Here is a 26,957-nt window from a genome sequence, read left to right on the forward strand (position 1 = left end):
CCTTTTAGCAGACTTCCCAGCCTTAGCTTTTCTTAAGGCCCGAAACCGAGCCGAATAAAATTGTTTGGGGCTGCGTCCTCCTTTTAGCAGACTTCCCAGCCTTAGCTTTTCTTAAGACCCAAAACCAATCCGAAAAGAATTGTTTGGTGCCACATCCCCCTTTAACTGATCTTACAAAAACTTCACTATCTCTTCTGTATCTTTCCTTTTTGGCCGTCCAGGCTCTTCCCCTGGAACTCCTACCGCAATTACCCCAACAACAGTCTCCGTCTCCGGAACAGAACAAAATTCTCTGATCTTATCCGCATCCCTGATCCCCATAATAAGAGTTCCATATCCCAGTTCTTCAGCCTTTAATATCAGGTTCTCATTCTGCAGCCCAAGATCATAACATCCCCATCCATTTCCAATTTCATTATCCGCTGTTCCATCTTTCTGAAAACCTGCTCTGTTATGTACGAAAGTACTAACCAGCAACACTGCATTCTCACATTTCCCTGCATTCATTTCCGGCAGACATTCCCGTCTGAACTGTTCCACATTCTTTTCGTCCATAATACAGTAATAACGTCCTGTTTGAGAGTTCTTCCATGAAGGCGCCTCCTGAGCTGCTTTTATCATACTCAAAATTTCATCTTTCGTCACCATATTTCTCTCTACATATTTACGAACACTCCGTCTCTTTTCTATCAGATTCTGAAATTCCATATTTTTATACCTCTTCTATTCTTTCTCTTTAATCAGATAGATAAAATCCATCCTATATATCTTTAATAAATAATAATAGGATATCCTCCATCTATCGTATTATATATCAATGCCGCCTGATCTTCCGGCAGATTGATACAGCCGTGACTTCCATGTCCTGTCTTATATCGGTTTCCACCAAATGCAGACTGCCATGATGCATCATGAAGTCCCTGTCCATAAACAAACGGCATCCAGTATTTTACCGTTTCCGCATATCCATATTCTTCACTGCTTAACGTAAACGGACTTGCCTTATATGCAATCGGCCATGCTCCTCTGTAAGTCTCACGTTCCGGTGTGGGTGCACCGCTGACAATATCTGTTTCCGTAACCAGTGCACCATCTTTATACAGCCATAAATGCTGTGAATCAAGACTGACTTCTATATAACTGCCTGCCAGGTCATCTGTTCCGTTTCTCTTCATGCCACTGCTGCTGTACACCGGCTCTCTGGATACATTTTCACCACTTTTAAGATCTTCAAGAAGCTGTGTCAGCTCTGCATCCTGATCGATCCTGTATCCATATTCATTATCAGAAACCGTAACATCCGTTCCCAACGATGTATGAAAAGTACGCGGCACATAAATAGTATTATATTTATTTGCCATATTCGATATGTAATCTGCAGCCGCATCCTTATCAATGCTTATACCACTATTTTTAATCCGCAGCCAGGAACTGATCGTGTCTGAATCCAGCACCTGCGTTTCCTCACCAAACAGATAAGAAACTGTTGTACTGCGGTATTTTTTCAACAGGCTGTTTAACTTCTTCACCTTCTGCTTCATTTCACCTGATTCTTCAATATCCGGCTGCCGGTAAACTTCCTCGTTTAATTCCATCTTTACATCAGATGTAAGCAATTCTGTTTCGAAATCTTTATCCAGAGTTTCCTCCACATAGCTTAATAGCCTGTTTTCATCAATCTGATTTCCGGAAACCTGTTTCACCAACACATATTTCTGTTTCTTTTTACTATATCGGATATGTGCATCCGTAGGTTCTGTTCTGTCTTTTTCATCAAAATGATCCGCAGACAATGCTGCCTGTTCCTGCGCTTCATCTCTGATGATCTGATAATCAATCTTATAATCTCTCTGTGATGCAAAAAGTTTAAATGTCCCGCTTCTCTCCTGTTTCAATGTTTCCAGTGCACTTTTCAGAATGTCCTGATCCAGACTGTATCCCAGTTGTTCCATTGAAACATTATAAACATCCTTTCCATCTTCATGAAATGTTATTTTTTTATTCTGAAATGCTTCAGATATTTTCTGCTGCGCTTCTCCCACAGTAAGCTTCGATACATCTAACCTGTACACACTCACTTTCCTTCCCAGTGTGACAGTATCCACATGATGTATGTAAGCAGCCAGACCGATTCCCGCTGTCACGATCATCACGATACATATTACAAGAATCACTTTCAGCTTCTTTCTATTTAAGGCTTTTTTCTGTTCCATCCTTTGTTCTGCTACTTCCTTTCACCTTATTTTAGATATCTGCAATTATTTTATTATATAGAGAGATAAAAATCAATTTGTAAAATGCAGTTCGCCTGTTGTTACTGTTCACTCCGTTCTCAGTAACGTAGCCAAAATTCATTCCAGATAGCAACCGCCTGTTACTTTAGAGCGTTTCTGAAAAATCATTCCTGCAATCTGCACGCCCCACTTTGCGGTATATTTTGTCCGAGTTCGGTTGTCGTAGCCCATCAGGTTTTTGAGTCCATAAAAAAATCCCACATCACAAGGATGCGGGATTTTTTACTTATGAGGTTATCATCAGGCTTTATTAACTGATCCGAATAATTCCATTTTTTCCTTAACAGTAGCTTTGATTGCTTCGAAGCCAGGTGCAAGAAGTTTACGAGGATCGTATCCTTTACCCTGCTGATCTTTTCCTTCTTCGATGTATTTACGTGTAGCTGCTGCGAAAGAAAGCTGGCATTCTGTGTTTACATTGATTTTGGATACGCCAAGGTCGATAGCTTTCTTGATCATATCTGCCGGGATACCTGTGCCACCGTGAAGTACCAGAGGCATCTCTCCTGTCAGTTTCTGGATAGCATCCAGAGTCTCAAAGCTTAAGCCTTTCCAGTTAGCCGGATATTTTCCATGGATGTTACCGATACCTGCTGCAAGGAAATCAATACCAAGGTCTGCGATCATCTTGCATTCCTTAGGATCTGCGCATTCGCCCATTCCTACAACACCGTCTTCTTCACCACCGATGGAGCCAACTTCTGCTTCCAGAGACATTCCGTGTTCAGCAACGATCTTAACCAGTTCTTTAGTTTTTGCAACGTTTTCTTCGATCGGGTAATGAGATCCGTCGAACATGATGGATGAGAATCCTGCTTCAACGCATTTTAAGCATCCTTCATAGCTGCCGTGGTCAAGGTGAAGAGCTACAGGAACAGTGATGTTCAGTTCTTCCATCATTCCGTTAACCATACCAACAACTGTTTTATAACCTGTCATATATTTACCAGCACCTTCGGATACACCAAGGATTACAGGAGAGTTCAGTTCCTGAGCTGTTAAAAGAATAGCCTTTGTCCACTCAAGGTTGTTGATGTTGAACTGTCCAACTGCATAATGACCTGCTTTTGCTTTTTTCAGCATTTCTGTTGCATTTACTAACATGATAAATTCCTCCTAATCTGTAGTAACTGTGTTCATTCTCAGTTACCCTAATCAATCTCCGATATGGAATTACATCTATATCCAGATATGGTTATATTACCAGATTTCTGCTTTTTCGTCTACTCTTTTGCCAAAAAAATGACAAACAAAATTCCCCGGAAGATATGCAAAAAAGTCCGGCAATACACAATATATGATAATTTTCTGCAATTTATAAAAAAGTGCTTGCATTATTTAAATATTTCATATATAATAAGTTTCGGTTTAAGGATGGATTCCCGAGTGGCCAAAGGGGGCAGACTGTAAATCTGTTAGCAACGCTTTCGAAGGTTCGAATCCTTCTCCATCCATCAAAAGGTTCAGACATTTGTCTGGATCTTTTTTTGTTATATTATAAAGCGGCAGCCCCTTCTTCCGCAAGAGGCTGCCGTCCGGGTCAGGCGGATAAGATCATCCGCTTCGCATTTTGTTAATTTTTATGATGTAAGACCACTGCGCCAAATGCCGGCATTGTGATCTTCAGAATTCCGGCTGCTGCTGTGTATTCTTTACATTCTTCCGTAAATCCCACTGCAGATGTCATGACAACACGTTTCAGCTTTGTATCTTCCAGACGGCTGATTCCTGCCTGTTCTAACCGTATCTCCACTTCCCTGCCTTCTTCCTGATTATTTACGATCACAATTATCTGTTCATCATGAGAAAATCTCGCATAACAAAGTCCCTGATAATCATTCCAGAGAAATCCCAGTGATCCCGTTTTTAACACTTCATATTTCTTATGGATACGGATCATTACCCTGTGGAAGTCGATCATCTGATAATCCTCACGTCCCCAGGGATAAGTACGTCTGTTATCCGGATCTGTGAATCCACAGAGTCCTGCCTCATCTCCGTAATATACAGTCGGTGCGCCCGGCCAGGTCATCTGGATGGTAACCGCCTCACGCATAACTGCCGGATTTACTCCCTCAGATGCCGCCTCCGGACCTGCATAGGAAATTCGTCCTACCCTGTGATTGGTTCTGGTCAGGAATCTGGAATGGTCATGATTTGACAATTCATTCATGGCTGTCTGAAGTGCAGACATATGAAGCGCTCTCATGTGCGTTTTCATAGCTCCGATAAAAGCCTCACTGTTTCCTAACAGGTCTTCACGATACTCGTCACTGTGCTTCTCCATACCTGTCAGGAACCAGGTCAGCGGCTCCATAAATGCGTCATAGTTCATGACTGTATCCCATTCATCACCTTTCAGCCAGCCTTCCGGATTACCGTAATGCTCTGCCAGGATAATGGCATTTGGATTGGCAGCTTTCACTGCCTTCCGGAAATCTTTCCAGAACTGATGGTTAAAATCATTGCTGTGTCCCAGATCCGCCGCCACATCCAGTCTCCAACCGTCTACATTATAAGGAGCAGATACCCATTTCTGTCCAACACGAAGAATATAATCATAAAGTTCTCTGGAACCCTCATAATTTAATTTAGGCAGTGTATCGTGTGCCCACCATCCATCATAGGAGGTGTTATATGGCCATGCATTAGGATCATTAAAGGAAAAGAAATTACGATAGGGACTGTCCGCAGAAACATAAGCTCCTTTCGGATATCCTTCCTGATTCTCATAAATACGTTCTCTGTCCATCCACTTATTAAAAGAACCGCAGTGATTGAACACACCATCCAGAATGATCTTCATTCCTCTTCTGTGGATCTCTGCTGTCAGTTTCGCAAAAAGCTCATTACTTGCTTCCAGATTCTTCTTATCTGTCACACGTTTGATATATTTCCATGCATGGGAATTATCATCGTCGTCTCCAAGAAGGATTCCCTCATTACAATCTTCTACAATCCTGCCGTAATGTGGATCCACATAATCATAATCCTGACAGTCATACTTATGATTACTTGGAGAAACAAAAATCGGATTTAAATAAATAACCTCGACTCCCAGATCCTGCAGATAATCCAGTTTGTTCATAATTCCCTGCAGGTCACCGCCGTAAAATTCACGCACACCCATCACTGCCGGAATCTTATTCCACTGTTCTACCTGTACACTCTTATCTCCAATATAATGATATTCTCCGGTCACAACATCATTGGTAGGATCTCCGTTAAGAAAACGGTCTACATAAATCTGGTACATTACCGCACCTTTGGCCCACTTTGGAGTATCAAAGCCCGGATAAATCTCAAAATCCATCCTGCCCTCATGTTTCATACAGACTCCCTGATTATTGTAATAACAGGTTACCCATCCATACTGTATCTCAAAATAATAACGGAAGATGTCCTCTCCAATCGTCACCTGGGCAGAATAATAATCAAATCCGTTCTCTGTCCCGCAAATCTCCATCTGCACACGCTGCTCCTGGCTTACCAGATATACAGAATCCACATTATTTCTCTGGGTACGGAATTTGATCGTTACTGTATCTCCTGCCTTTGGTTCTGCAGGTATTCTGTAATATTCTGTTCCGTCACTGAAAAGCGCCTCTTTATTAAACACAGGACGCATATTCAGGATGTACTGCATTCTTTTTTTTATATCTGCTTTTTCATGTTCCATTTCCGTCCAGTCCTCTCTGTCATTTATCATTTTATTATTTTATCCTAAAATAAACCATCTGACAACCATCTGTTTTTCCCAAAAATACTTATATATTCAGTGATTCTGCACAACCATTCATTCTATCACAGTATTTCGGACTGCCGGATTCCGGCGAAGCAGATATTTCATTGCTGAAAATAACGTGAACAGTAATGATATTTTAAGACAGTAAAAAAGCCAGCGGGATAAGCTGGCTTTTTTGGAGAAGGTATTTCTTCTTATGGGGTGTAGCAAAAACTATATAATGTATTGGGGGGTTTTTACGGTTTATATAATACCATGAGGCAAGAGAAAAGTGTGCACAAACTTCACAAAATTTGGCACACTTTTTTGTATACATTATATACTGTTGTTTTCTGTTTCCGGATTTTCTGTTGTAAAAAGTGCTTCAAATTCGTCTCTGTGCACCTTTTCCTTCTCGAGAAGAAGACTTGCACACTTGTGCAGAACATCCTCATGTTCCAGAATGATCTTCTTTGCCTGGTCATGACATTCACTGATAATACGGCGGATTTCTTCATCAATGGACTTGGCAACATCCTCGCTGTAACTTCTGGTATGAGCCAGGTCTCTGCCGATAAATACCTCGTCATCGTCATCACCATAACAGATAAGACCAAGTTTATCAGACATTCCGTATTTCATAACCATACTTCTGGCTGTCGCAGTTGCACGTTTGATGTCATTGGATGCACCAGTCGTAATATCCCCAAAGATAATTTCCTCTGCTATGCGCCCGCCTAACAGTGTCATAATATCCTGAAGCATTTTTCCTTTGGTATTAAACATCTCATCATTATCCGGAAGAGGCATGGTGTAACCTGCTGCTCCCATTCCTGTCGGGATAATGGAAATCGTGTAGACAGGATCCATATCCGGAAGTACATGAAACAGGATCGCATGTCCGGATTCATGATACGCGGTGATCTTTTTCTCTTTCTCAGAGATCACCTTACTCTTCTTCTCTGCACCGATGCCTACTTTGATAAAAGCACCTTTGATATCAGACTGAAGGATAAATCCTCTTCCCTTTCTCGCTGCTTCAATGGCAGCTTCATTCAGAAGATTCTCCAGATCTGCACCTGTAAATCCTGCTGTTGTTCTGGCAATCTGAGCCAGATCTACATCCTCTCCAAGAGGTTTGTCCTTGGCATGAACGCGGAGAATTTCCTCTCTTCCCTTCACATCCGGACGTCCCACTGCAACCTTACGGTCAAAACGTCCCGGACGCAAAATTGCAGGATCCAGGATATCCACGCGGTTAGTCGCTGCCATCACAATGATTCCCTCATTCACACCAAAGCCATCCATCTCTACCAGAAGCTGGTTCAGTGTCTGCTCTCTCTCATCATGTCCGCCGCCCATACCGGTTCCACGCTGTCTTGCAACCGCATCGATCTCATCAATGAAAATAATACATGGTGCATGGCGTTTGCCTTCTTCAAAAAGATCACGCACACGTGATGCACCTACACCGACAAACATTTCCACAAAGTCAGAACCGGAAATGGAGAAAAACGGAACTCCCGCTTCTCCTGCCACTGCCTTTGCCAGAAGTGTCTTACCAGTTCCGGGAGGGCCTACAAGCAGCACGCCTTTCGGAATCCTTGCGCCTACTTTTGTATATTTCTGTGGAGATTTCAGGAAATCTACCACCTCTACCAGATCTTCCTTCTCCTCCTGCAGACCTGCTACCTTGTCAAAAGTAACTTTCTTATTATCATCCGGAGATGACATTCTTGCGCGGCTCTTGCCGAAATTCATCATCTTGGCATTTCCGCCGCCACCGCCACCTGCCATCTGGCGGTTCATCATCATGATCAGAAAGATCACAAGGGCACCTGTGAGAAGAACCGGAAGCAAGGTTGTCAGAAATACATTGTCTCCGGGTACATCCTGAGTTGTAATATCAATATCGTATTTATTCAACAGTTCGATTGCCTGATTGACATCTGTCACATAAACCTTCTTCTGACCGGAGTCAGTAGTATCTACGATCACAGAACCTGTAGGCACTTCTCTGTTCTGTTGAATTGTCGCATCAACCACTTTGTTGTCTTCAAGAGCCTGCTCCAGTTGCTTCTGTGTGTAATTACTCTGGGAAACCACCTGGTTATTCAGATAAAAATAACCGGCTACCAGTGCAATGATCAGCACCAGATACAGACCAATTCTGCTTGGCTGTTTATTCACTTACTTAAATCTCCTTTCAGTCTTCCCCCAGTTCCACTACTCCTATGAATGGAAGATTCCTGTATTTCTGTGCATAGTCCAGACCATAGCCAACTACAAACTCATCCGGGATGTTAAAGCAGCAATAATCAACTCTTACATCTCTGACTCTTCGCTCCGGTTTGTCCAGCAATGTACACAGACGGATGCTGTTTGGATTTCTCTGCTTCAGAATTTCGATGAGATAACTTAATGTTCTTCCTGAGTCAATGATATCCTCTACGATCAGAACGTCCTTTCCTTCCAGTGGCTGGTCAAGGTCTTTGACGATCTTTACAACACCGCTGGACTTGGTGTCATCACCATAACTGGATACAGACATAAAGTCAAGAGAAACCGGCACTGTGATTCTCTTTGCAAGTTCACAGGTAAAGAATACACCACCTTTTAATACACAGATTAAATGGATTTCCTTGCCTGCATAATCCTTGCTGACCTTTGCTGCGATCTGCTTAATACGGGAATCTACTTCCTCTTCGCTGAGTAAAACTTTGATTTTCTCACTCATTTTCGTTTCCTCCTTGGTAATTTAATACTAACACCTTCCTGGTTTGGGGGTTAATTTTATACCTCTCATTTATCCTGCTTCCCACCATCCAGAGGATTTCTTTTCCACATGCGATCAGCGGAATGCTGTCTCTGTATTCCGACGGGATTTTCTCATCGATCATACAGCGGTTCAGCTTCTTTGTGTTCCCCTGCGCATTGATAACCATATAATCTCCTGTCCGTCTGGTGCGAATATACGGATTCTTTTCTATTTTATCATAATCCATCCATTTCGTATACTTTTTTTCTTCAATCTTCTGACCTTCATACAAAAATATTTCTACCGAAAAAATTCCCAGCGGACTGGTCACAGTCCCCGGAATTCTGATTTTCCATTCCCTGTCTGATATATTTTTTCCGCAAACTGTTTTTCCGTTTTGGATATCTGAACCTTTATGCTTTTCACCGATCATCCCGGCTGACTTCTCCTCTCCGTACCGACAAAGTCTTACTCCCTCGTAATCTCTTCTGGCTTCCATGTGATAAGGAAGGCTGATCCGTCTTCCAGTCTGCATTTCATAAAGTTCCAGAACCTTCTCATAGTGAACAGCTGCCAGATCCTTCCGTCTGCCTGCCAGCTGTTCCATCGCCTGTTGTAATGCATAAACCTGAATGATCTGAGGCTCCGTAAAAAATTTTTCAGTAAAGTAATATCCCTTACCTTTCTGAAACTCGCTCAACACCAGGCAGCTCTGCTGCGTAAGATATTCCTCTGCCTGGGAAATCCTTGCCGCAGTCTCTGCCATATGTGCTGCTGCCTTTCCATTGACCTGCTGTTCCAACATAGGAAGAATATGATGTCTGATTCGGTTTCTGGTATATTCATCTGACAGATTGGTGCTGTCCTGAATATGAGAAATCTTCTTTTCTTTCAGATACTCTGCAATTTTGTCCCGGTTTAAGCACAGAATCGGGCGGATAATCTCTCCGTCTACAGGGCGCATGGTGCATAGTCCCCGCAGACCTGTTCCTCTGCACAGATTATGAAGCATAGTTTCCGCAAGATCCTCCTGATTATGCGCTAATGCAATTTTTATCTCACTGTCCTTTCTCCCACAGACGGCAGCTTCCCTCTGAAAAGCTTCTTTTCTTACAATCCTTCCCGTTTCTTCCTCGCCCAGCTTCCACTCCCGGCTCAATCCCGGAACATCATAACAATAAACAGTACATGGAATCTGCCACTTCCGGCATATGTTTTCCACAAAGCTTTGGTCCCTGTCCGCTTCCTTTCCACGTATTCCATGATGTATATGGACCACTCTCAATGTAAAATCCAGTTTTCCCTGAAGCTCCTTTAAAATGCGGAGCATTGCCATAGAGTCACTTCCGCCGGACACTCCTGCCAGGACCACATCATTTTTTCCGATCATCCTGTTTTGCTTTATATAAGCAAGAATTTCTCTTTCCATTTTTATCCTGATTTCCTTTTCTATCTTAGTATCCGCAGCATTATTTTTTCCACACGCCTGCCACCAGCACTGTCATATCATCCCGCGCATGATAATCGCTGTATCCCAGCACCCGTTCCAGTATTCCCCTGCCGAAATCTTTCGGTGATTCCTCATGAACATCCATAATGATTTCTTTCATGGTTTCCTCCTCTTTCTGGTCCGGCAATGCATCCAGGACTCCGTCTGTCATCATGATCAGGTAATCCCCATGGTACAGCTTTCTGGAAGCTGTATCAAAATCGATCTGCTGTACAAGCCCTGCGGCCAGACTTTCAGAAGTAATAGATTCCACCCAGTGATCTCTTTTGATAAATGTAGACGCTGCCCCTGCCTTCAGAAAATTGCAGATTCCTGTATAAAGGTCCACTGCGCAGATATCCACCGTAGAAAACATCCCCTCCTCTCCTTTGAGCACCAGAGCGGAATTTACCATCTTTGCTGCCGTTTCCTGAGAAAATCCTGACTCCATAAACTGTTCCAGAAGTTCCACAACTTTCTCGCTCTCCCTGCATGCTTCCATCCCTGAGCCCATGCCATCCGAAAGGCACATAACAAACCTGCCGCCATCTTCCTGTCTGCATATATAATTATCTCCGGAAACCTTCTCTTCTTCTCTGGTAAGCCTGGCTGTTCCATAGAGAACCTGATAGCTTACATCCTCAGCAAAATGTACGGTGTGATATTCTCCGTTTACAATACATCTGCTCCCATTTACAGGTACCATGGAAATTTCACAGTATTTTGAAAGAAGCTGTGCGATCTCTGTCATGGAAATACACTGACCGCTTCTGGCACGCATGGTGAGAAAAATCTGTTTACGTCCTTTCACCTTATTCATCATCCATGCCTTGCGAAGGATCACATGGCTCTTTCTCAGTCCCTTGCGAAGTTCTTCTTCAAACTGCGGCGTTACTCGCTCCAGGTCATACAGATCACTGGCTACGTTCTCCATGATATGCGAGACTTCCATAAGCTGCTGTGCTACTGCCAGCCGATTCTCGATCATACGGTTATCCCACATCAGGTTCTGCCTTTCTTTCTGAAAATTCTCTGCAACCGTCTCATAATACTGTACGGAACGGGGACATATGCCTGTCCAGTCAGCGCGGATGCCTCTGACATTTTCCTCGTTTCCACTCTCCATGGAACGTACCAGTGCCTCCACTCCTTTCACCAGTTCCTGACTGTGTTCTCCCCAGCAGATTTCCCTCTGATAGCATCTGCTGCATACCTTTGCATTTGTATCCTCAATGATCTGCTCAACCTGCCTGCTGCTCAGATAATCTTTCCGATAAGGCATCCCGTAGAAAGTATCTGCCAGTTTCTGAAAAGATGCCGCATACTTCTCCACCCTCTCTTTCTGAGGATGGCCCTCCTGCAGAGACGGCAGTTCTTCTGTATCCGGCAGATTTTCTGCTAAAATAGTTTTTGCCATGTCCCGTATGATCAGCATAATGCTGATAACGAGCATGGCAATCATCCATTCCTGCATATTCTCCCCTCCCCTTATTCATTCCCTGTATATAGCAGACTACTGCATTTTTATCAGAGAATCTCTATAACTGTTCAACAGTCCTCTCTTTCACAAAGTACTAAACAGTTACAGATATTATATGGAAGGGTTTCTGAAATATCTGTCAAACGCAGACGAATCCTTCGCAAAAGTTTTCGACATTTATTACTGCTGTTTCTTAAAAACAGTCTCATTGTCCTTCACAAGTCCCAGTTTCTCTCTGGCAACCTCTTCTGCATATTCGTCTGTCTCCATATATTTCTTTAATTTATCAATTTCTTCTGTACGTGTCTGCTCATCTTCAATCTGTTGCTGAAGAGTGGCGGCCTTAGCATCATATCCTGTGAGGCGTTCCTTAAGGTCATTACTTTCTAGCATCAGTCCTCCCAGAAGGACTAAAACAACCAGCGCAATCGCAATCATTCCAAGAGAGTTATACCCTACTTTCTTTTTTTTCTTCCTTTTCTTAGAATTACCCAATTTGCCAGCCTTCCTTTTTTAGCATATTTATACGCTTTATACCACAGGAGTTTACATCTTTTGACCGGAAATAGCAACCATTTTATCAAAAATTTAATAATTATTACAGGAATCTCCATAAATTTCGTACAGCATTTTACAAAAATATCTCCGAGGATCCTGTGGCAGATATACGCTCCGGATAAAAAGCCTAAAACCATAAAAAAACGCAGGATTCCTTCATTGCTCCTGTAAATCTCCGAAAAAACAAAAAAGGCACAACAAAGCCAGTACAAAATATCTTCCGTCCCGACAGCTTTATCCGAATGTGCAAAAACATTCCTGAATGCAGCCAGCAGATCATAACACAAAAGGAGAACAGCACCCACAGCTATTGTCCGAAGCAGCAGAAATAATTCATGATGAATAAATGTACTCATCTCTCACCGGAACATCCTTTTAAATAAGGATTCATCCCTGTTATCTGTATTCTTTGACAGATAAGTAAGACTGTCCACTTTTCCTTCCAGATCTACTTCTCCCTTTTCCAGATCAAGCTGCTTCACATGAAGCTGTTCTCCCTTTATTATAAGTTTCCCTGCCTGTGTAAAAAGCAGGATTTCTTTTTCATCAAAGGATTTAATATCCTTTACCCCGGTAATTCTCCCGTTCTGACGGTTTTCCAGCATCAGGCTGTGAGTTGAAAGTATCTTCTTCTCTTCCACAGACACCTCCCGGTCACAGCCTCCGGAAACTATGACCTGCCAATCTGTTACTTATCAGTAGTTTATGTGCCGGAAAATGGAAATAGACAATAAAATGTTAAAAATTTATATGTTCCCACTGCACAAATGCCAAAAGCTGCAAATTACCATCCGGAATCAAAGATATTTGTACATACTCTCTACATCTTCTTTTTTGACAGTTTCTTTTACATCCAGTACTTCTACTTTGACATTCTTACTTCCGAACTGGATTTCAATAGTATCTCCCGTCTTTACCTGTACAGATGCCTTGGCAGGCTTATCGTTGACAAGAACTCTTCCTGCATCACATGCTTCGTTTGCTACTGTACGGCGTTTGATCAGACGTGACACCTTTAAGTATTTATCTAATCTCATATTCTGCTCCTGTAAATGTTCTCTAAATGGATACTCACGAATTACTCCGCCAGAGTATCAAAAAAGGGGAACTTTCGTTCCCCCGGTTATCGCCTTTATTATTTACCGTTAACCATATCTTTTAATGCTTTTCCAGCTTTGAATTTCGGTGATTTAGAAGCTTCGATTTTCATAGTTTCACCAGTCTGAGGATTTCTTCCCTCGCGAGCAGCTCTTTCACTTACTTCAAATGTACCAAATCCTACTAACTGGATTTTTCCGCCATTTTTCAGTTCTTTAGAAACGACATCAACGAAAGATTTCAGAACGTCTTCTACGTCCTTCTTGGATAAGTTTGTCTCTTTCGCCATAGCTGCTACTAATTCTGTTTTATTCATGGTGTTTCCTCCTCTAATGATCTCTTTCTTGTTTGGTGGCATCTGCCAAAAGCGACAGAGCTCTATCCTCTATATATATACCTTTTTTCCCATATTGTCAAGGTTTTTCGTAACTGTTCAGCTCTGTTCAGCTCTGTGTTACTGAAGATAATCCCTGAAACATTCCTCTGCAAAATTCTCCCAGATTTCTCTCTGTCTGATAAGATTCTGAAGCTTTTCCACATTTTTCTCTGAAATCCACACCTTTTTGTGTGAATAATAATAATTTGCCAGTTTCCAGTATTTTTCAGGATAAGTGAAACGTACACGCAGATTTTTCCACTCTTCTGCCGAGATTGGACGGATTTTATGATATTCCCTGAGCATTTCCCCTGCCAGTTCCAGATTCCAGTTATATTTCTCCAGTATTTTTCTCATAAAACGATACAAATCTGCTACCTGAATATCAAAACTCCAGTGACCAAAATTTGTGACTGCCGTCCCCAAATGATCACCTTTCAGCATCAGAATATTATGCTGATTATATTCTCCATGACATACCTGTCCTTCCCGCCATGCCCTTTCCCTGAGATCATCATAATCCGTCTCGTCCAGAAGCTTTACTGCATACTGTGCCCTTTCAAGAAACTGCTCCACACTTGCCAGATAATTTTTCTCAAATACATTGGATGCTCCTTTGTTCCGTATAAATTTGCGTATCTTACGAAGCTCCTGATTATGCCGGAGATATTCCTCCCTGAGAGATCTTTCCCTGTATTCCTCCACAGGTTCCATTTTCATTAAAATATGTAACCTTGCCAGTGTCCGGACACTTTTTAAAATATCTTCCCGGGATTTTGTGTCACACTCTTTTCCTTCATACCAGTGCTGGAGTGTAAACCTTTGTTCAGTCTTATCTTTACTGACCAGACTTTCCTGATTATTCCGCAGAAAATAATCGGTATTTATACCATTTTCCTGAAGTCTCATCAAAAGCTCCTGCTGTTTTTCCAGCTTTTTTTCAGAACCGTGAAATTCCCTCAGGATCAGAAGTCCCTGAGCTGTATAGCAGAGTAAAGCTCCTCTTGTCCTTGCAGAACGGTCTGCTGTCAGCTCATACTGAGCCAAAGTGCCAAGTCCGTAATCATACAATGACATATCCCCCTCTTAATCATCTTAATTCTTTCTATACATATGAAGAAAATCCGGTGGATATACCCCCGGATTTTCATAGAGCCACTGTTATTTACTATATTCTGATATACTGACCATTCCATAAAACTGCACTATTTCTCATCAAGCAGACCCAATAATATCTCTTTCTGATTCTTCTGTGGATCGGCAAGCACTACTTCCAGAAGATGGTTCAGCGTTTCTCCTATTTCACGCCCCGGCTTATAACCGGCTTCAATCAGATCTTTCCCTGTCACTGCCAGAGTTTTTAAAGATACACACTGATGTTCATTAATGATCGTCTCATAAGCCTCTTTCACCTTATCCAGACGTTCCTGCTTCTCTGTGCGTCTGTAAGCACTCTGTGCCAGCATATCTGCCTGCTGCACTTCCAGATAATACGGGAAGAGATCCTCACCGATACGGTTCACTGCCCTGCGCACTGCCTTTGTCGTTCCATCCGGTCTGTCATCATGCCATTTTACCAGACGGGTTACCTTGCGGATCGTATCATTATCGAATTTCAGCCTGCGCAGGATCTGTGCAGCCATCTTTTCTCCCGCAATCCCATGCATCTTGAAATGATCTCTTCCATTCTCATCTGTTTTCCGGACAACCGGCTTTCCAATATCATGAAGCAGCATGGTAATCCTGAGAACTTTATCTGCGCGTACATGACAGAGACTGTGCAGGATATGCTCCCCTACTGTGTAACAGTGGTGCGGCGTATTCTGGGATGTTGTCATACATGCATCAAACTCCGGAAGAAATTCAGCTGTGATCCCGGCTTCATAAGCCACCCTGAGATAATCCGGATGAGGAGACATCAGAAGCTTCACAAGCTCTACCTGAATCCTCTCTGCACTGACATGCTTCAGATTCGGTGCCAGAACCTTCAGTGCCTTACGAGTCTCTTCTTCAATAGTAAAGCCCAACTGCGCACTGAAACGGACTGCACGCATGATCCGCAGTGCATCCTCTGTAAAACGCTCCAGCGGGTTTCCCACACAGCGGATGATTTTTCTTTCAATATCCTCCAGTCCGCCGAAAAGGTCCACCAGTCCTGAAGAAGGATTGTATGCCATTGCATTGATGGTGAAATCCCGGCGTTTCAGATCTTCCTCAAGGCTTGCTGTAAAGGTGACCTCTTTGGGATGTCTGCCGTCCTCGTACTCACCATCTACACGATAAGTCGTGACCTCATATCCTTCTTTTTCCATAAGAACAGTCACTGTTCCATGCTGCAGACCTGTATCCACTGTTCTGTGAAACAAAGCCTTGACCTGCTCCGGCTTTGCGGATGTGGTGATGTCCCAGTCATCCGGGCTCCGTCCCAGAATAGAATCACGCACACAGCCGCCTACCACATAGGCTTCATAGCCTGCTTTTTCCAGTATATGCAAAATTGTTTCCGCGTTTTTCGGTATTTCCAGAATCATATGACCATCCTTATCTTCTTCTATTTATTCTTAACCCCGAAAACCGGCACTCAGATATCTCTGCTGCCGGTTTTCTTTATTTTCTTATTGATTAGTATGCTCTTCCCCAGTAAACCATCTTCTTGGCAGGTTTTCCACAGCATACGCAGACATCACTTAAGTGTTCCTGCTCAAACGGCATACATCTGGATGTAGCCTGAACATCTTCTTTGATCTTGTCCTCACATGCGCGGTCACCGCACCACATAGCTTTTACGAAGCCTGGTTTGTTAACAATAGTATCTTTGAATTCTTCATAGTTTGTAGCAACATAAGTATGGGAATCTCTGTGCTTACGTGCACGCTCCAGCATATCTTTCTGGATTGTTTCCAGGATTTCCTGTACTTTCTCCACAAGCTCATCAAATGTAACAGTATATTTCTCTCTTGTATCACGACGGCAGATCACAGCCTGACCATTCTCGATATCCTTCGGACCGCACTCGATACGGATCGGGATACCACGCATTTCCTGCTCTGCGAATTTGAATCCCGGGCTCTTGTCTGTGTCGTCTACTTTTACGCGGACTCCTGCTGCCTTTAATGCTGCAAACATCTCATCTGCTTTCTCAAGAACGCCCTCTTTTCTCTGCTGGATCGGGATGATCACTGCCTGTACAGGAGCGATTCTCGGAGGCAGCACCAGACCACTGTTATCACCATGTACCATGATAATAGCACCGATCATACGTGTTGTCATTCCCCAGGATGTCTGATGTACATACTGAAGTTTATTTTCTTTATCTGTATACTGGATACCGAATGCTCTTGCAAATCCATCGCCAAAGTTATGGCTTGTACCGGACTGAAGAGCTTTTCCATCATGCATCAGGGATTCAATTGTATAAGTAGCTTCTGCACCGGAGAATTTCTCCTTGTCTGTTTTCTGTCCCTTGATAACCGGGATTGCAAGTACTTCCTCACAGAAATCTGCATACAGGTTCAGCATCTGGATAGTACGCTCTTCTGCTTCCTCGGCTGTAGCATGAGCTGTATGGCCTTCCTGCCATAAGAACTCACGTGAACGAAGGAACGGACGTGTTGTCTTTTCCCAACGCACTACAGAGCACCACTGATTGTATACCTTCGGCAGGTCTCTGTGAGACTGGATTTCTTTTGCATAGAAATCACAGAATAATGTCTCTGATGTAGGACGTACACACAGACGCTCCTGAAGCGGATCCAGACCACCATGAGTTACCCATGCAACCTCAGGTGCAAATCCTTCTACATGATCTTTCTCTTTCTGAAGAAGAGATTCCGGAATAAAGATTGGCATATACACGTTCTGTACGCCTGTCTCTTTAAATCTTCTGTCCAGTTCGTGCTGGATATTTTCCCAGATCGCATATCCTGCAGGTTTGATTGCCATGCAGCCTTTAACGCTGGTATAACCGCAGAGTTCAGCTTTCTTTACAACGTCGGTATACCACTGGGCGAAATCGTCTTCCATGGATGTGATGGCTTCTACCAGTTTCTTGTTGTTTGCCATGATTACTTCTCCTTTTTATGTGATTGTGTTGATCCTGACAGCGCATCAGGATATAGTCGCGGCGGAATGCATATTCTTCTTATTTTTCTTCTATAAATAAATTTCCTTATCTGCTTCACAGTACAAAAATCTGCTTTTTTATAATCCGGCAAAATCTGTCATATTATAAAAAACGAAAAAAAGAAGCCCAGCATCCCTCACAAGGGACCGAAAGGCTTCGGCGGTACCACCCTAATTAGCACTGTGCCCAAATGCCTGCACATTACTCGCTCTTCTTCCGATAACGCAGGAAAAACGCCGTACTTCAATTGTACGGAGCTCCGAGGCCGGTTCCATAATTCACGCACAGAATCCTTCCACCACTGTTTCACAGCCAACCGGCTGTTCTCCGGGACTCTTCTCTGGGATTGCTCCTTATGTACTATTCTCTTCATCGCTATATATATTTCGCATTTGGTTATATTCTATTTGAAATAAATTGATGTGTCAAGAGTAAAATCGTTACTGTTCACTCTGTTCTCAGTAATGGTTACTGTTCACACACCACTATCCTGCGAGATGTTTTGGCATGAATATGCCAAATCACACTTCTATTGTAATCTTACGTCCTGTCCGGTTATATTTATAATAACGGACCCCGGCTGCATCCAGCATTCTCTTGGAAGCGATCACTGCCGGCGTGTCTGCATATTTATCGCAGTCATAGACAATTGTCTTAATACCTGCCTGAATAATTGCCTTGGCACATTCATTACATGGAAAAAGAGACACATAAAGCTTTGCACCTTCCAGACTTCCTCCCCTGTAATTAAGGATCGCATTCAATTCACTATGGGTCACATAAAAATATTTCGTATGAAGACTGTCACCCTCTCTCGCCCATGGAAATTCATCATCTGAACAGCCCTTTGGAAAACCATTATAACCCATGGACAGGATTTTATTATCCTCACTCACAATACAGGCACCTACCTGAGAATTCGGATCCTTGGAACGCATCCCTGACATCATGGCAACTCCCATAAAATATTCATCCCATGATAAATAATCTGTGCGTTTATGATTTACATCCATTTTCCACACCTCCCCTTCACATACTTCACCATTCATCTGCTTCATAAAAGTAGCACATTGTCCGTTACTGTGAACGGAGCAAACAGTAACCATTGTCTGTTTATAACTGACACAGCCAGAACTTCACACTTTACTCTACAGCAATTCCCATTCATCATACATGTGAGAGAATTACTATAATCATGCAGGCTCTGGCTGTTTTATCAGTTTTCTTATTTTATGGCTTATTCAGTCTCTATCTGATTAATTCTTCTGATATGTCTCTCATCGTTGGAAAACGGTGTATTCAAAAATGTATCCACAATCTTCAATGCCAGCCCAGGTCCTACCACTCTTCCGCCAAGTGCAAGGATATTGGCATCATTGTGAAGTCTTGTAGCCTCTGCTGTAAAACAATCTGTGCAGACTGCAGCTCTGATTCCTTTAAACTTGTTTGCTGTAATGGAAATTCCGATACCTGTTCCGCAGATCAGGATTCCCTTCTCACATTCGCCGTCAAGAATTGCATGTGCAACCTTCTTTGCATATACCGGATAATCTACGGAATCCAGACTGTCACATCCATAATCTTTATACTCGATTCCCTTTTCATCCAGATACTTCTTAATCTCCTGTTTCAGTTCATATCCACCATGATCACATCCTAAAGCTATCATTAATCTTCCTCCTGAAATTAATTTATTTTCTTTACCTCTTCAGCAGACTATTTAAATGAATCTTCATTATCCATCTGGCCATTACTGCTGATAAGATTATATAGTCAGGTATATATCCGCTTCACTACCTGATTATATCATACCACCTGTATGATCTTATGTCCCGCTGCTTTCAGCAGACGGTTCATAATGGCCTGTCCCATTCTTGGTGTATAAAACGCTTCTGAATAAATAGACCTGACCGCACTCTGGTCAAAATCACGAAGCACTTCATATAAATGATGGGCGATTGTTTCCTCCTCTTTCCGACTTCCGATGCTGACTACCAGACCTTCGGGATATCTGTCCTTTGTCTCGTCCGTTGCAATAATTCCAACCTGCTCGCCGTGTGCTTTCGCCTCCGCAGCCAGCTCATTGATCTTCTTCACAACAGCTTCCTCCGGTCCCTCAACAATTGCCAGATCTGCCTTCGGTGCATAATGGCGATATTTCATACCCGGTGCTTTCGGACGCACTTTGCTGTCAGCCGCAATCAGCCCCTTGTCCATCCTTACATCCCCCAGAGTCTCCTGAAGCATCTCCAGAGAAATATAACCCGGACGCAAAACCACCGGCACATCCTCAGTAAAATCAACGATCGTAGACTCAAGACCGATTCCCACCTGGCCTCCGTCAATAATCATCTCAATCGCCTCGCCAAGATCCTCCTCTACATGCTGTGCAGTAGTCGGACTGGGTCTGCCTGAAGTGTTGGCACTGGGCGCAGCCACATAACCGCCTGCTGCCTTGATAAGCTCCTGCGCGATCCTGTCACTCGGAAAACGAACTGCCACACTGTCCAGACCACCCGTAGTTTCCTGTGGTACAAGATCTGACTTCGGAAGAATCATAGTCAGCGGACCCGGCCAGTACTTCTCTGCCAAAATCTTCGCCTTCTCCGGAACCTCAGCTACAATCGGAGCCAGCTTATCAAACTCTGCAATATGCACGATCAGCGGATTGTCCGAAGGTCTGCCCTTCGCCGCATAAATTTTCATAGAAGCCTGCGGGTTCAACGCATCTCCGCCAAGACCATAGACAGTCTCCGTAGGAAATGCAACCAGACCACCCTGTTTTAAAATATCTCCACCTCGCCGGATAGCCTCCATATCAAGATTATCCGCTGTCATGGATACAACTTCTGCTCTCATTTTATTCCTGCTTTCTTATCTGTTCTGTATTTTATATAACAATATTCCTCTTACTTTATTTTCGTTTTGTATGTTCATGATACAACAGAGACAAAAATTCGTCAAATGTTTCTTCTTTGGCAAACAGATATTCTCCATTATCCAACCAAACAAATAACAAGCTGACAGAAAATATTTCTCCTGTCAGCTCGTACATCAATCTCTTAATTTATCAAGCAATACATATACCCTTTCTTTTGTGAGTTCTGTGGCCTTAACTTCTGCTTATACTGCTTACCTGAAACAAGATTATAATTTGTGTATAAATCAAAAAGCATTATCTGATCGCATTCATACAATATTTATAAATTCTTTTATAGGTACATGTAGAATAGTGAACGCCGTCATCTATATTTCCCTTAAACTCATTGTATGTACTGTAACCGTTTTTCATCAGATATTTATAGGTATCTATCCATTGAAATCTCTTATTTAACCTGCTCTGCAATCTGTCATTAAAGTAACGTAACTGCGCTTCTTTTCGAGTTGGTTTCATTGCTGTATTTACCGGATTCACAGACATATAAAACAATCTGCAGTCACTTTCAAGTTCCTCTGCAAGAGTGTTCATACGCGCAAGATATGCATTTGCCTCGCCTTTATAATCAACCCCATTTCCGGAATTATGACTCGAAAGATCATTCACACCAAGATTAAAAATAACTGCTACGGGCTTATCTGAATCTGACTGCAGACGGGCAATTTCACTTCTCATTACTCTCTCTCCTGCTGTTTCAAACCAGCTCAGTCCCTCCCCTGTCTTACACACAAATGATACTTTTGCAACTGCATCCTTTCCATATTCCCGAAGAAGAGTTTTCTGCATAAAATACGTTCTGGAATCTCCCACAAAAATAATTCCAGAATACTCCGACAGCTGAGCTGCCAGATTATTGACCTGAATATCCGGCTCCTGTTGCCAGTTATACATAACTGCATATAAATGGGTTTTCTTCCTTACCTGTATCACCTGTCCCGCCTGATACTGCGGATTCTGAGTCTGATCCGGCTTCGTGCTCCATCCAAGAAAAGTATATCCTGTCTGATTTCTTATTGCTGGAAGTGTCACTTTTCCATTACTGTCTGCTTTTCTTATTATCGTAGACCCATCTGCCTGATGGAAAATAACCGCCTTCTGAGAAGCAGATGAAATCGCTCCTGTTCCCTCCGACGGTGCCAGTGATTCATCCTTTTTATTATCCGAATATGTAAAAGATGTGAAGCTTGTGGTTCCTTTTTCCGCATCGTAAACCCTTACTTTGCTGGTTTTCGCAAAAGCTGTTTGACAAAAACATGAACTACAGCAAATTGCTCCTGTCAACATCATAATCATCATTTTCCTGCTATAATGTCTAACCTGAATTATTCGATTCCTCATTTTAAAACTCCTTTCCTGTCATGTAAATATTCACAATCCTCATTTTCTCCTACTACTTATACAGTGTCATCTTTTCATTTTTCCACTGTAGCAACATATTTTTCTTATATATATTGCACATACATTATCATAATACAATCGTAATCCATATCTGTAAATTTTACTTTTTCCCTCTTTTCCACCTGATAATTATTTCCCCAAAACCATTCCAATCAATAACCAGCGTAAAAAAATATTTTTTTACGCGTCCCTTTTTGACCCAAACAAAAAATGGCGACACAAACTGCCGCCATTTTTCGCCCTCTTACTTATTAACTTTAAGAATATACGTACTATACTCCTCATCCTGGAACACAACTTCTCCAAGCGAATTCAGCACCTCTTCATTCAGTGCATCCCTATATTTCTCCCGTTCTTTCGATCCCACAAAAATATAAGAAACATCATACTCTTCCAGCAGTTCCTTCACATACTCCTCATCCGAAGAAGTATAAATACTCTCAATATCCGCACTCTTCTCATTCAGATCCGCAGTATCATCTCTCCACAGCCACTCATGCACATACCATCCCAGCACAGTCGGAAGCCCTGTCATAGCAGAAACACGCTCATAACCACTATAGCTGTCCCCGTTCGCCTCAAGCACAACCGGTGACCCTTTCACATTCTTCTTCAGCCATTTAATACCAGCCACATCCTCTGTGAAATCATTTGACAGGAAAGATGTCGCATTCAATCCTTTATATTCAGAAGGCTCCCATACCTTTCCAAACCACGCATACACACTGTTTCCAAAATAACCAAAGGTCCAGCAAAGCAATACCAGGCCGATCACTGACACAACCTTAAACACTTTCTTACGTGCAGACACCAGCATACGGAAAATACCATATCCCATGGTCATCCCAAACAGCATATACGCCTGATAAGTCAGCTTAAACATAGTATTCGCCCTGGCGTTTCCATTTTCGTAAATATCTCTTACATAAACCAACTCCGGAATCACGATCAGCCCGATCGCACAGAGTCCCATGACAATCGCAAACAGATCCGGCACAGAGATTGCTTTCATCAGTTTATATAGACTTCTGTTCGCACCACCACGAAGCTTCTCCCAGATGATACAGATGATCAGCAGAACTGTCAGAACCACAGGCAGTCCCCACAAAATCAGCAGCTGATGGATCATAGAATGATTCTGCGCAATTCCCACACCTTTAAACATACTGTCAAACTGCAAAGTAAACGGTAGAGAAACAACGTATGAGATCACAATGATCTCCACTGCCTGAACCGCAGTCACTGCCAGAATCCTCTTCACTTTACCATCAAACTGAACGATATTGGTAAACAGCACCACTCCACCGGTCACCACGAAATAAATAATAAAATCCCAGAAATTCGTAAACCGGAACATACCGATCATCACTGCAGCCAGCAGGATATGCGGAATCAACAGCTGTTTTTTCCAGAACTGTTTCCGGCCCGGCTTCATGATCACTGCTTCTCTCATCCGCACACTTCGCATCCACGCATAAAGAAGTCCCACCAGAAACAGCACAAACATTACATTTACCACATGGGCATGGAGATCTCCCAGCACAAAGGAATAACATGGAAATTCATGGATTGTCTTGTCCGGCACATCCGGATTGTATCCAATATAACGGGTCGCATCCGGGAACCAGTAGCTATCCGCTTCTTTTCCCTGCAGCTTCTGGAGCCATGGAATGATCTTACTGTAAACCACATAATGCATATTTCCCGCAATTGATACAGAAAGTCCTGCTATGATCCCGGCCACTGCCGGCACACAACGTTTCTTTCCTGTCAGGCTTCCTTTAAGCCTGTCCACAGACATCTGACGAACCAGTGAAAACGGAAGCACAAACGCAAATGCAGCCACAAAAGTACGCATCAGATTGTAAGTGAGTTCTACTTTACTGCCAGTCAGCTTCGTCAGAAATACTGCAAAATACTGTCCGCCATAATAATAGTTGATCGTACCTTCTGAATACCACAGATCTCTTGCAGGAAGTGTCGTACTTCTCATCATGGCTTCCATAAAACCATAATCCATAAATTTCTCAGTTCCGTATGCCTGCGGACGGAATCCTGCAAAATAAGTCCACATCAGGAAAAATATAAAGAACAGAATTTCCTCTCCGTAAATCAGATTTACCTTTCCGGACGGAAAGCAGTCAATTCCATTTTTTCCCTGAAAATGATATAAAACCCCACAGCCAACAGCACATACAACAGACACACCGATACATGTCGCTGCAGTAAATGGCAGTATCTTCGCAGTTACCAGAAACCACGTAAGAAAACCTGTCACAGTAATCGCCAACACTTTCGAAAACATCCAGCCTTTGTCCTCAAATCCGGCAAACAGTCTCCCTGTCACAGGCATGGCAACCATTCCCATCAGAAATGCCAACAGCCACCAGGTCCAGAATGTCCATATATCTCCCTTTAACAGAAATGCAGACAGCCCTGCAAGAGCTGCTGCAAGAAGCACTCTCGGTGCCCATTTCTTCATCCGTACGTCCTCCTTAATCATTTATAAAATTATTGTGGTTACTATAATCTTACACATTCTCTCTTATCTCTATAAATCTGTGATCACCCGGCTCATAATCATAAATCCGGAGTAATCCCCGTAATAATGCATTTGAGGATTATTCTGTTGTTTTATAGATCCGTATCCGTCCATCATGAGTCTCATAAACCTTTTCATATGCTGCAGCAATTGTCTCCTCACGACATTCCTGCTGTTCAAATTCCGAACCTTCTTCAAACAGGATATATGTTATTTTTTCCTGTTGTACTGTTTTTTTCAATGTTTCACTGTCAGATGTGGTGTATATCGTTACAGCCTGTGCAGCCCTGTAATTCGTATCATAGCCTGCAGACCATGCGTAATATGGCCATCCACAGTAAAGCATAGCTCCGGACATCGTCACTTCATTCATGCTGTACTCAGGAGTAAGTAAAAGATCGTTTTTCTCCAGATTCTCCTCCAGCCATTGGGTCAGCTCGCTGTTCATATTTACAGTCACACGTCTGCCCGGACCATTTCCCTTTATGATCACCACAAAGTCATAAATCCCGGTCACACTCAGAGATATCACCAATAGTATTGCCAGTATCTTTCTCATAGTTTTCGGTATCCCGGACTGCCCATTTCTCCCTTTCCAAAGACTGCATACTGCCCATGCCCAGAAAATCGTCAGAAACGCATATGATATCATGATATATTTATGGTTTACATTAATATCCGGTGTCATCAGAAGCACAAAAGCAAAAATCGCCGGAAACAGGAAACTCACAAGGATTGCTCTCTCCCGTCTTCTCATAAACCATACCATTAGTACCAGCCCAAGGAAAAAAACTCCACTCATCCAGAACAGATATTTCACAATTCCCGGGACAGTCTTATCCTCTGCCAGAAACCCCAGATAAATCTGAGGACTCATAGCACTTCCAACAATAAAAATCTTTGACTGAAGCCAGGAAAAGAAGATGGATACCCCCGCCATGACAGCGTAATCCACTTTTCCATCCGAGAAAATCGCAAAGCCGCACAAAATCAGCAGACCACCGATCACTGCTGCCCCATTCCAGAACGCACACAGACCCAGAAACATTCCCATAAGCAGTGCCCGATCCAGATTTCTGCTTTTCCATCCTTCCTTCGAAAAGATTCTGTTTTTTATCCAGAGTATTCCCTTCTCTTCATGTGCCGTCCCGGCTTCCAGCCAGTCCATAAACAGATATAGTGCCAAAGTCACCATCAGAAGTCCAAATGCCAGATGCCTCTGATTAAGATAAACATTAAAGTTCCACAATCCCCAGTTCTCATTGACAGTATATCCGATAAAGGAAGTATTTTCTTCCAGGGTTTCCACAAGATTCCCTGCCTGGATATGCTCCCATACAAATCTGAAAAAAGCCATTCCGCTTCTGAAAAAGAACAGAAACAATGCCAGTACACCACAGCACATTTTGCCTGTGATCCTAAATGCAAGCTGATATAACAGCATAAGAAATCCCACAAGCGACAAGGTACTTACGATATTATAGGCAAAATCCATACGCATTCCAAGATATTCCAGATTTCCTGTGAGAAACTGAAACATAAAATGATACTTTACATCTGCACCTCCATAATGAGGATACTGTGTGGGAAAATTATTTCCTGCAGAAAAAGAACGCATCATCGCCGTATGTGGTGCATAATCTCCATACACAGTCAGGCCGGAATACAGGATTCCGTCTTTTATATAGAACACATAAAACATCATATATGTAATAAATACAGTCAGCAGACCAAAGAGTAATATTTCCTTTTTTAATCTGCGCTTATCCTGTGTTTTATCAATATTCCATATCCTGTAACTTCCCTGTTTTCTGTATTTCTGTACGCTGAGCAGTATCATAATAACTGCTGCACCTGTCATCCCGATAATATTTCCATACAAAAGTGGATTTTCAGCTTTTCCCACAACACTGAAAAACCAGGAAATAATATATACCATCCAGGTCAGTAAAAGTGTTCCGACTCCAAAAGAAGCCGGAAGCATGAGCCAGATACGATTAATACCTGACACACTCTTTCCCTCTCCTGTCAGCATTTTCGATGCTTCACAGCCCAGCATTCCTGCCAGAAGCAGATAAATAATTCCAAGCATAATTTCTCCCTGTACATTTCCCCGCCATGCAGATATTCCTATCCTCCCGGGGGATTTTATCAAACAAGTATCAGTATAGCAAAAATC

24 protein-coding genes and 1 tRNA gene are annotated in these 26,957 nt (G+C 42.7%); 2 read left to right on the top strand and 23 right to left on the bottom strand.

All coding sequences use genetic code 11. The annotated features are described in order from the left end of the window. Positions 1-171: 171 nt before the first annotated feature. The 3 genes from LJE09_RS08465 to LJE09_RS18770 all read right to left on the bottom strand — a co-directional run bounded on the left by LJE09_RS08465 (position 172) and on the right by LJE09_RS18770 (position 2,465). On the bottom strand, positions 172-708 hold the full coding sequence (locus LJE09_RS08465; protein ID WP_118633703.1) for a nitroreductase family protein: 537 nt from the start codon (positions 706-708) through the stop codon (positions 172-174). A gap of 62 nt (positions 709-770) precedes the next feature. Next, positions 771-2,213, bottom strand: a complete 1,443-nt coding sequence (locus LJE09_RS08470) for a L,D-transpeptidase family protein (RefSeq protein ID WP_118633702.1) — start codon at positions 2,211-2,213, stop codon at positions 771-773. A gap of 138 nt (positions 2,214-2,351) precedes the next feature. Then, complete coding sequence (locus LJE09_RS18770) at positions 2,352-2,465, bottom strand: DUF6783 domain-containing protein (RefSeq protein WP_306452295.1); 114 nt, start codon at positions 2,463-2,465, stop codon at positions 2,352-2,354. On the opposite strand from LJE09_RS18770, the gene LJE09_RS18775 reads away from it, so the two are divergent. Then, complete coding sequence (locus LJE09_RS18775; RefSeq protein ID WP_306797806.1) at positions 2,412-2,552, top strand: DUF6783 domain-containing protein; 141 nt, start codon at positions 2,412-2,414, stop codon at positions 2,550-2,552. The genes LJE09_RS18770 and LJE09_RS18775 overlap by 54 nt on opposite strands. Here LJE09_RS18775 and fba read toward each other — a convergent pair. Then, a complete protein-coding gene (fba, locus tag LJE09_RS08475; protein ID WP_022379939.1) occupies positions 2,535-3,398 on the bottom strand; it encodes a class II fructose-1,6-bisphosphate aldolase in 864 nt (287 codons plus the stop codon). The two genes, LJE09_RS18775 and fba, sit on opposite strands and share 18 nt — an antisense overlap. Before the next feature lie 268 nt (positions 3,399-3,666). Here fba and LJE09_RS08480 point away from each other — a divergent pair. After that, a tRNA-Tyr gene (locus LJE09_RS08480) sits at positions 3,667-3,748 on the top strand. 119 nt (positions 3,749-3,867) lie between these two features. On the opposite strand, the gene LJE09_RS08485 is transcribed toward LJE09_RS08480, so the two are convergent. The 19 genes from LJE09_RS08485 to LJE09_RS08575 all read right to left on the bottom strand — a co-directional run bounded on the left by LJE09_RS08485 (position 3,868) and on the right by LJE09_RS08575 (position 26,870). Further along, on the bottom strand, positions 3,868-6,003 hold the full coding sequence (locus LJE09_RS08485; protein WP_082433233.1) for a glycoside hydrolase family 13 protein: 2,136 nt from the start codon (positions 6,001-6,003) through the stop codon (positions 3,868-3,870). A gap of 351 nt (positions 6,004-6,354) precedes the next feature. Further along, positions 6,355-8,208, bottom strand: a complete 1,854-nt coding sequence (gene ftsH / locus LJE09_RS08490) for an ATP-dependent zinc metalloprotease FtsH (protein WP_055054071.1) — start codon at positions 8,206-8,208, stop codon at positions 6,355-6,357. A 16-nt stretch (positions 8,209-8,224) separates the two neighbouring features. Further along, positions 8,225-8,755: a hypoxanthine phosphoribosyltransferase gene (gene hpt, locus LJE09_RS08495; RefSeq protein WP_020993437.1), complete on the bottom strand. Its 531-nt coding sequence runs from the start codon at positions 8,753-8,755 to the stop codon at positions 8,225-8,227. After that, the gene (tilS, locus tag LJE09_RS08500; RefSeq protein WP_227311182.1) at positions 8,748-10,205 is read right to left on the bottom strand and encodes a tRNA lysidine(34) synthetase TilS; all 1,458 of its coding nucleotides are present in this window, start codon (positions 10,203-10,205) and stop codon (positions 8,748-8,750) included. The genes hpt and tilS overlap by 8 nt, the downstream gene beginning before the upstream one ends. Before the next feature lie 40 nt (positions 10,206-10,245). Continuing rightward, a complete protein-coding gene (locus LJE09_RS08505) occupies positions 10,246-11,739 on the bottom strand; it encodes a SpoIIE family protein phosphatase (RefSeq protein WP_227311183.1) in 1,494 nt (497 codons plus the stop codon). Positions 11,740-11,925: 186 nt separating this feature from the next. Then, a complete protein-coding gene (locus tag LJE09_RS08510; protein WP_022380528.1) occupies positions 11,926-12,240 on the bottom strand; it encodes an FtsB family cell division protein in 315 nt (104 codons plus the stop codon). Beyond that, on the bottom strand, positions 12,201-12,659 hold the full coding sequence (gene yabQ, locus LJE09_RS18780) for a spore cortex biosynthesis protein YabQ (RefSeq protein ID WP_196027662.1): 459 nt from the start codon (positions 12,657-12,659) through the stop codon (positions 12,201-12,203). Before yabQ ends, LJE09_RS08510 begins: the two co-directional genes overlap by 40 nt. 3 nt (positions 12,660-12,662) lie before the next feature. Continuing rightward, positions 12,663-12,944, bottom strand: coding sequence for a sporulation protein YabP (yabP, locus tag LJE09_RS08520; protein ID WP_215680378.1), 282 nt, complete (start codon positions 12,942-12,944; stop codon positions 12,663-12,665). 156 nt (positions 12,945-13,100) lie between these two features. Continuing rightward, positions 13,101-13,340, bottom strand: coding sequence for an RNA-binding S4 domain-containing protein (locus tag LJE09_RS08525; protein WP_008707948.1), 240 nt, complete (start codon positions 13,338-13,340; stop codon positions 13,101-13,103). 98 nt (positions 13,341-13,438) lie between these two features. Further along, positions 13,439-13,717, bottom strand: a complete 279-nt coding sequence (locus tag LJE09_RS08530; protein ID WP_008707945.1) for an HU family DNA-binding protein — start codon at positions 13,715-13,717, stop codon at positions 13,439-13,441. 138 nt (positions 13,718-13,855) lie between these two features. Continuing rightward, a complete protein-coding gene (locus LJE09_RS08535) occupies positions 13,856-14,854 on the bottom strand; it encodes a phosphotransferase (RefSeq protein WP_173680717.1) in 999 nt (332 codons plus the stop codon). 128 nt (positions 14,855-14,982) lie between these two features. Then, positions 14,983-16,308 carry a CCA tRNA nucleotidyltransferase gene (locus tag LJE09_RS08540; protein WP_173698187.1) on the bottom strand — a complete coding sequence of 442 codons (1,326 nt, stop codon included), beginning with the start codon at positions 16,306-16,308 and terminating at the stop codon, positions 14,983-14,985. Positions 16,309-16,399: 91 nt separating this feature from the next. Then, on the bottom strand, positions 16,400-17,839 hold the full coding sequence (proS, locus tag LJE09_RS08545) for a proline--tRNA ligase (protein WP_022380532.1): 1,440 nt from the start codon (positions 17,837-17,839) through the stop codon (positions 16,400-16,402). Between the two features lie 582 nt (positions 17,840-18,421). Beyond that, a complete protein-coding gene (locus tag LJE09_RS08550; RefSeq protein WP_008707937.1) occupies positions 18,422-18,913 on the bottom strand; it encodes a deoxycytidylate deaminase in 492 nt (163 codons plus the stop codon). 224 nt (positions 18,914-19,137) lie between these two features. Beyond that, a complete protein-coding gene (rpiB, locus tag LJE09_RS08555; protein WP_008707935.1) occupies positions 19,138-19,569 on the bottom strand; it encodes a ribose 5-phosphate isomerase B in 432 nt (143 codons plus the stop codon). A gap of 137 nt (positions 19,570-19,706) precedes the next feature. Further along, positions 19,707-20,759, bottom strand: a complete 1,053-nt coding sequence (locus LJE09_RS08560) for an L-threonylcarbamoyladenylate synthase (protein ID WP_118759354.1) — start codon at positions 20,757-20,759, stop codon at positions 19,707-19,709. 316 nt (positions 20,760-21,075) lie between these two features. Next, positions 21,076-22,176: a DUF459 domain-containing protein gene (locus LJE09_RS08565; protein WP_227311184.1), complete on the bottom strand. Its 1,101-nt coding sequence runs from the start codon at positions 22,174-22,176 to the stop codon at positions 21,076-21,078. A 304-nt stretch (positions 22,177-22,480) separates the two neighbouring features. Next, positions 22,481-24,718, bottom strand: a complete 2,238-nt coding sequence (locus tag LJE09_RS08570; protein WP_227311185.1) for a DUF2298 domain-containing protein — start codon at positions 24,716-24,718, stop codon at positions 22,481-22,483. A 139-nt stretch (positions 24,719-24,857) separates the two neighbouring features. After that, positions 24,858-26,870 (bottom strand): hypothetical protein, encoded by a 2,013-nt coding sequence (locus tag LJE09_RS08575; RefSeq protein ID WP_227311186.1) that lies wholly within the window; start codon positions 26,868-26,870, stop codon positions 24,858-24,860. Positions 26,871-26,957: the final 87 nt, after the last annotated feature.

Origin of the sequence: Blautia sp. DFI.3.45 (assembly GCF_020593505.1) — a bacterium.
GTDB classification, from domain to species: Bacteria; Bacillota; Clostridia; order Lachnospirales; family Lachnospiraceae; genus Blautia_A; species Blautia_A wexlerae.

Bases quoted from the DNA above. Each gene is read 5' to 3' on its own strand.
- fba (WP_022379939.1), bottom strand. From the start codon at position 3,398: ATGTTAGTAAATGCAACAGAAATGCTGAAAAAAGCAAAAGCAGGTCAT.
- LJE09_RS08470 (WP_118633702.1), bottom strand. From the start codon at position 2,213: ATGGAACAGAAAAAAGCCTTAAATAGAAAGAAGCTGAAAGTGATTCTT.
- LJE09_RS08530 (WP_008707945.1), bottom strand. From the start codon at position 13,717: ATGAATAAAACAGAATTAGTAGCAGCTATGGCGAAAGAGACAAACTTA.
- LJE09_RS08565 (WP_227311184.1), bottom strand. From the start codon at position 22,176: ATGAGGAATCGAATAATTCAGGTTAGACATTATAGCAGGAAAATGATG.
- LJE09_RS08570 (WP_227311185.1), bottom strand. From the start codon at position 24,718: ATGAAGAAATGGGCACCGAGAGTGCTTCTTGCAGCAGCTCTTGCAGGG.
- LJE09_RS08540 (WP_173698187.1), bottom strand. From the start codon at position 16,308: ATGATTCTGGAAATACCGAAAAACGCGGAAACAATTTTGCATATACTG.
- rpiB (WP_008707935.1), bottom strand. From the start codon at position 19,569: ATGATAGCTTTAGGATGTGATCATGGTGGATATGAACTGAAACAGGAG.
- LJE09_RS08525 (WP_008707948.1), bottom strand. From the start codon at position 13,340: ATGAGATTAGATAAATACTTAAAGGTGTCACGTCTGATCAAACGCCGT.
- LJE09_RS08535 (WP_173680717.1), bottom strand. From the start codon at position 14,854: ATGTCATTGTATGATTACGGACTTGGCACTTTGGCTCAGTATGAGCTG.
- LJE09_RS18770 (WP_306452295.1), bottom strand. From the start codon at position 2,465: ATGGGCTACGACAACCGAACTCGGACAAAATATACCGCAAAGTGGGGC.
- LJE09_RS08505 (WP_227311183.1), bottom strand. From the start codon at position 11,739: ATGCAGGAATGGATGATTGCCATGCTCGTTATCAGCATTATGCTGATC.
- hpt (WP_020993437.1), bottom strand. From the start codon at position 8,755: ATGAGTGAGAAAATCAAAGTTTTACTCAGCGAAGAGGAAGTAGATTCC.
- LJE09_RS08465 (WP_118633703.1), bottom strand. From the start codon at position 708: ATGGAATTTCAGAATCTGATAGAAAAGAGACGGAGTGTTCGTAAATAT.
- proS (WP_022380532.1), bottom strand. From the start codon at position 17,839: ATGGCAAACAACAAGAAACTGGTAGAAGCCATCACATCCATGGAAGAC.
- LJE09_RS08575 (WP_227311186.1), bottom strand. From the start codon at position 26,870: ATGCTTGGAATTATTTATCTGCTTCTGGCAGGAATGCTGGGCTGTGAA.
- yabQ (WP_196027662.1), bottom strand. From the start codon at position 12,659: ATGAGTACATTTATTCATCATGAATTATTTCTGCTGCTTCGGACAATA.
- LJE09_RS08485 (WP_082433233.1), bottom strand. From the start codon at position 6,003: ATGATAAATGACAGAGAGGACTGGACGGAAATGGAACATGAAAAAGCA.
- LJE09_RS08550 (WP_008707937.1), bottom strand. From the start codon at position 18,913: ATGGATGTAAATCATAAACGCACAGATTATTTATCATGGGATGAATAT.
- LJE09_RS08560 (WP_118759354.1), bottom strand. From the start codon at position 20,759: ATGAGAGCAGAAGTTGTATCCATGACAGCGGATAATCTTGATATGGAG.
- tilS (WP_227311182.1), bottom strand. From the start codon at position 10,205: ATGGAAAGAGAAATTCTTGCTTATATAAAGCAAAACAGGATGATCGGA.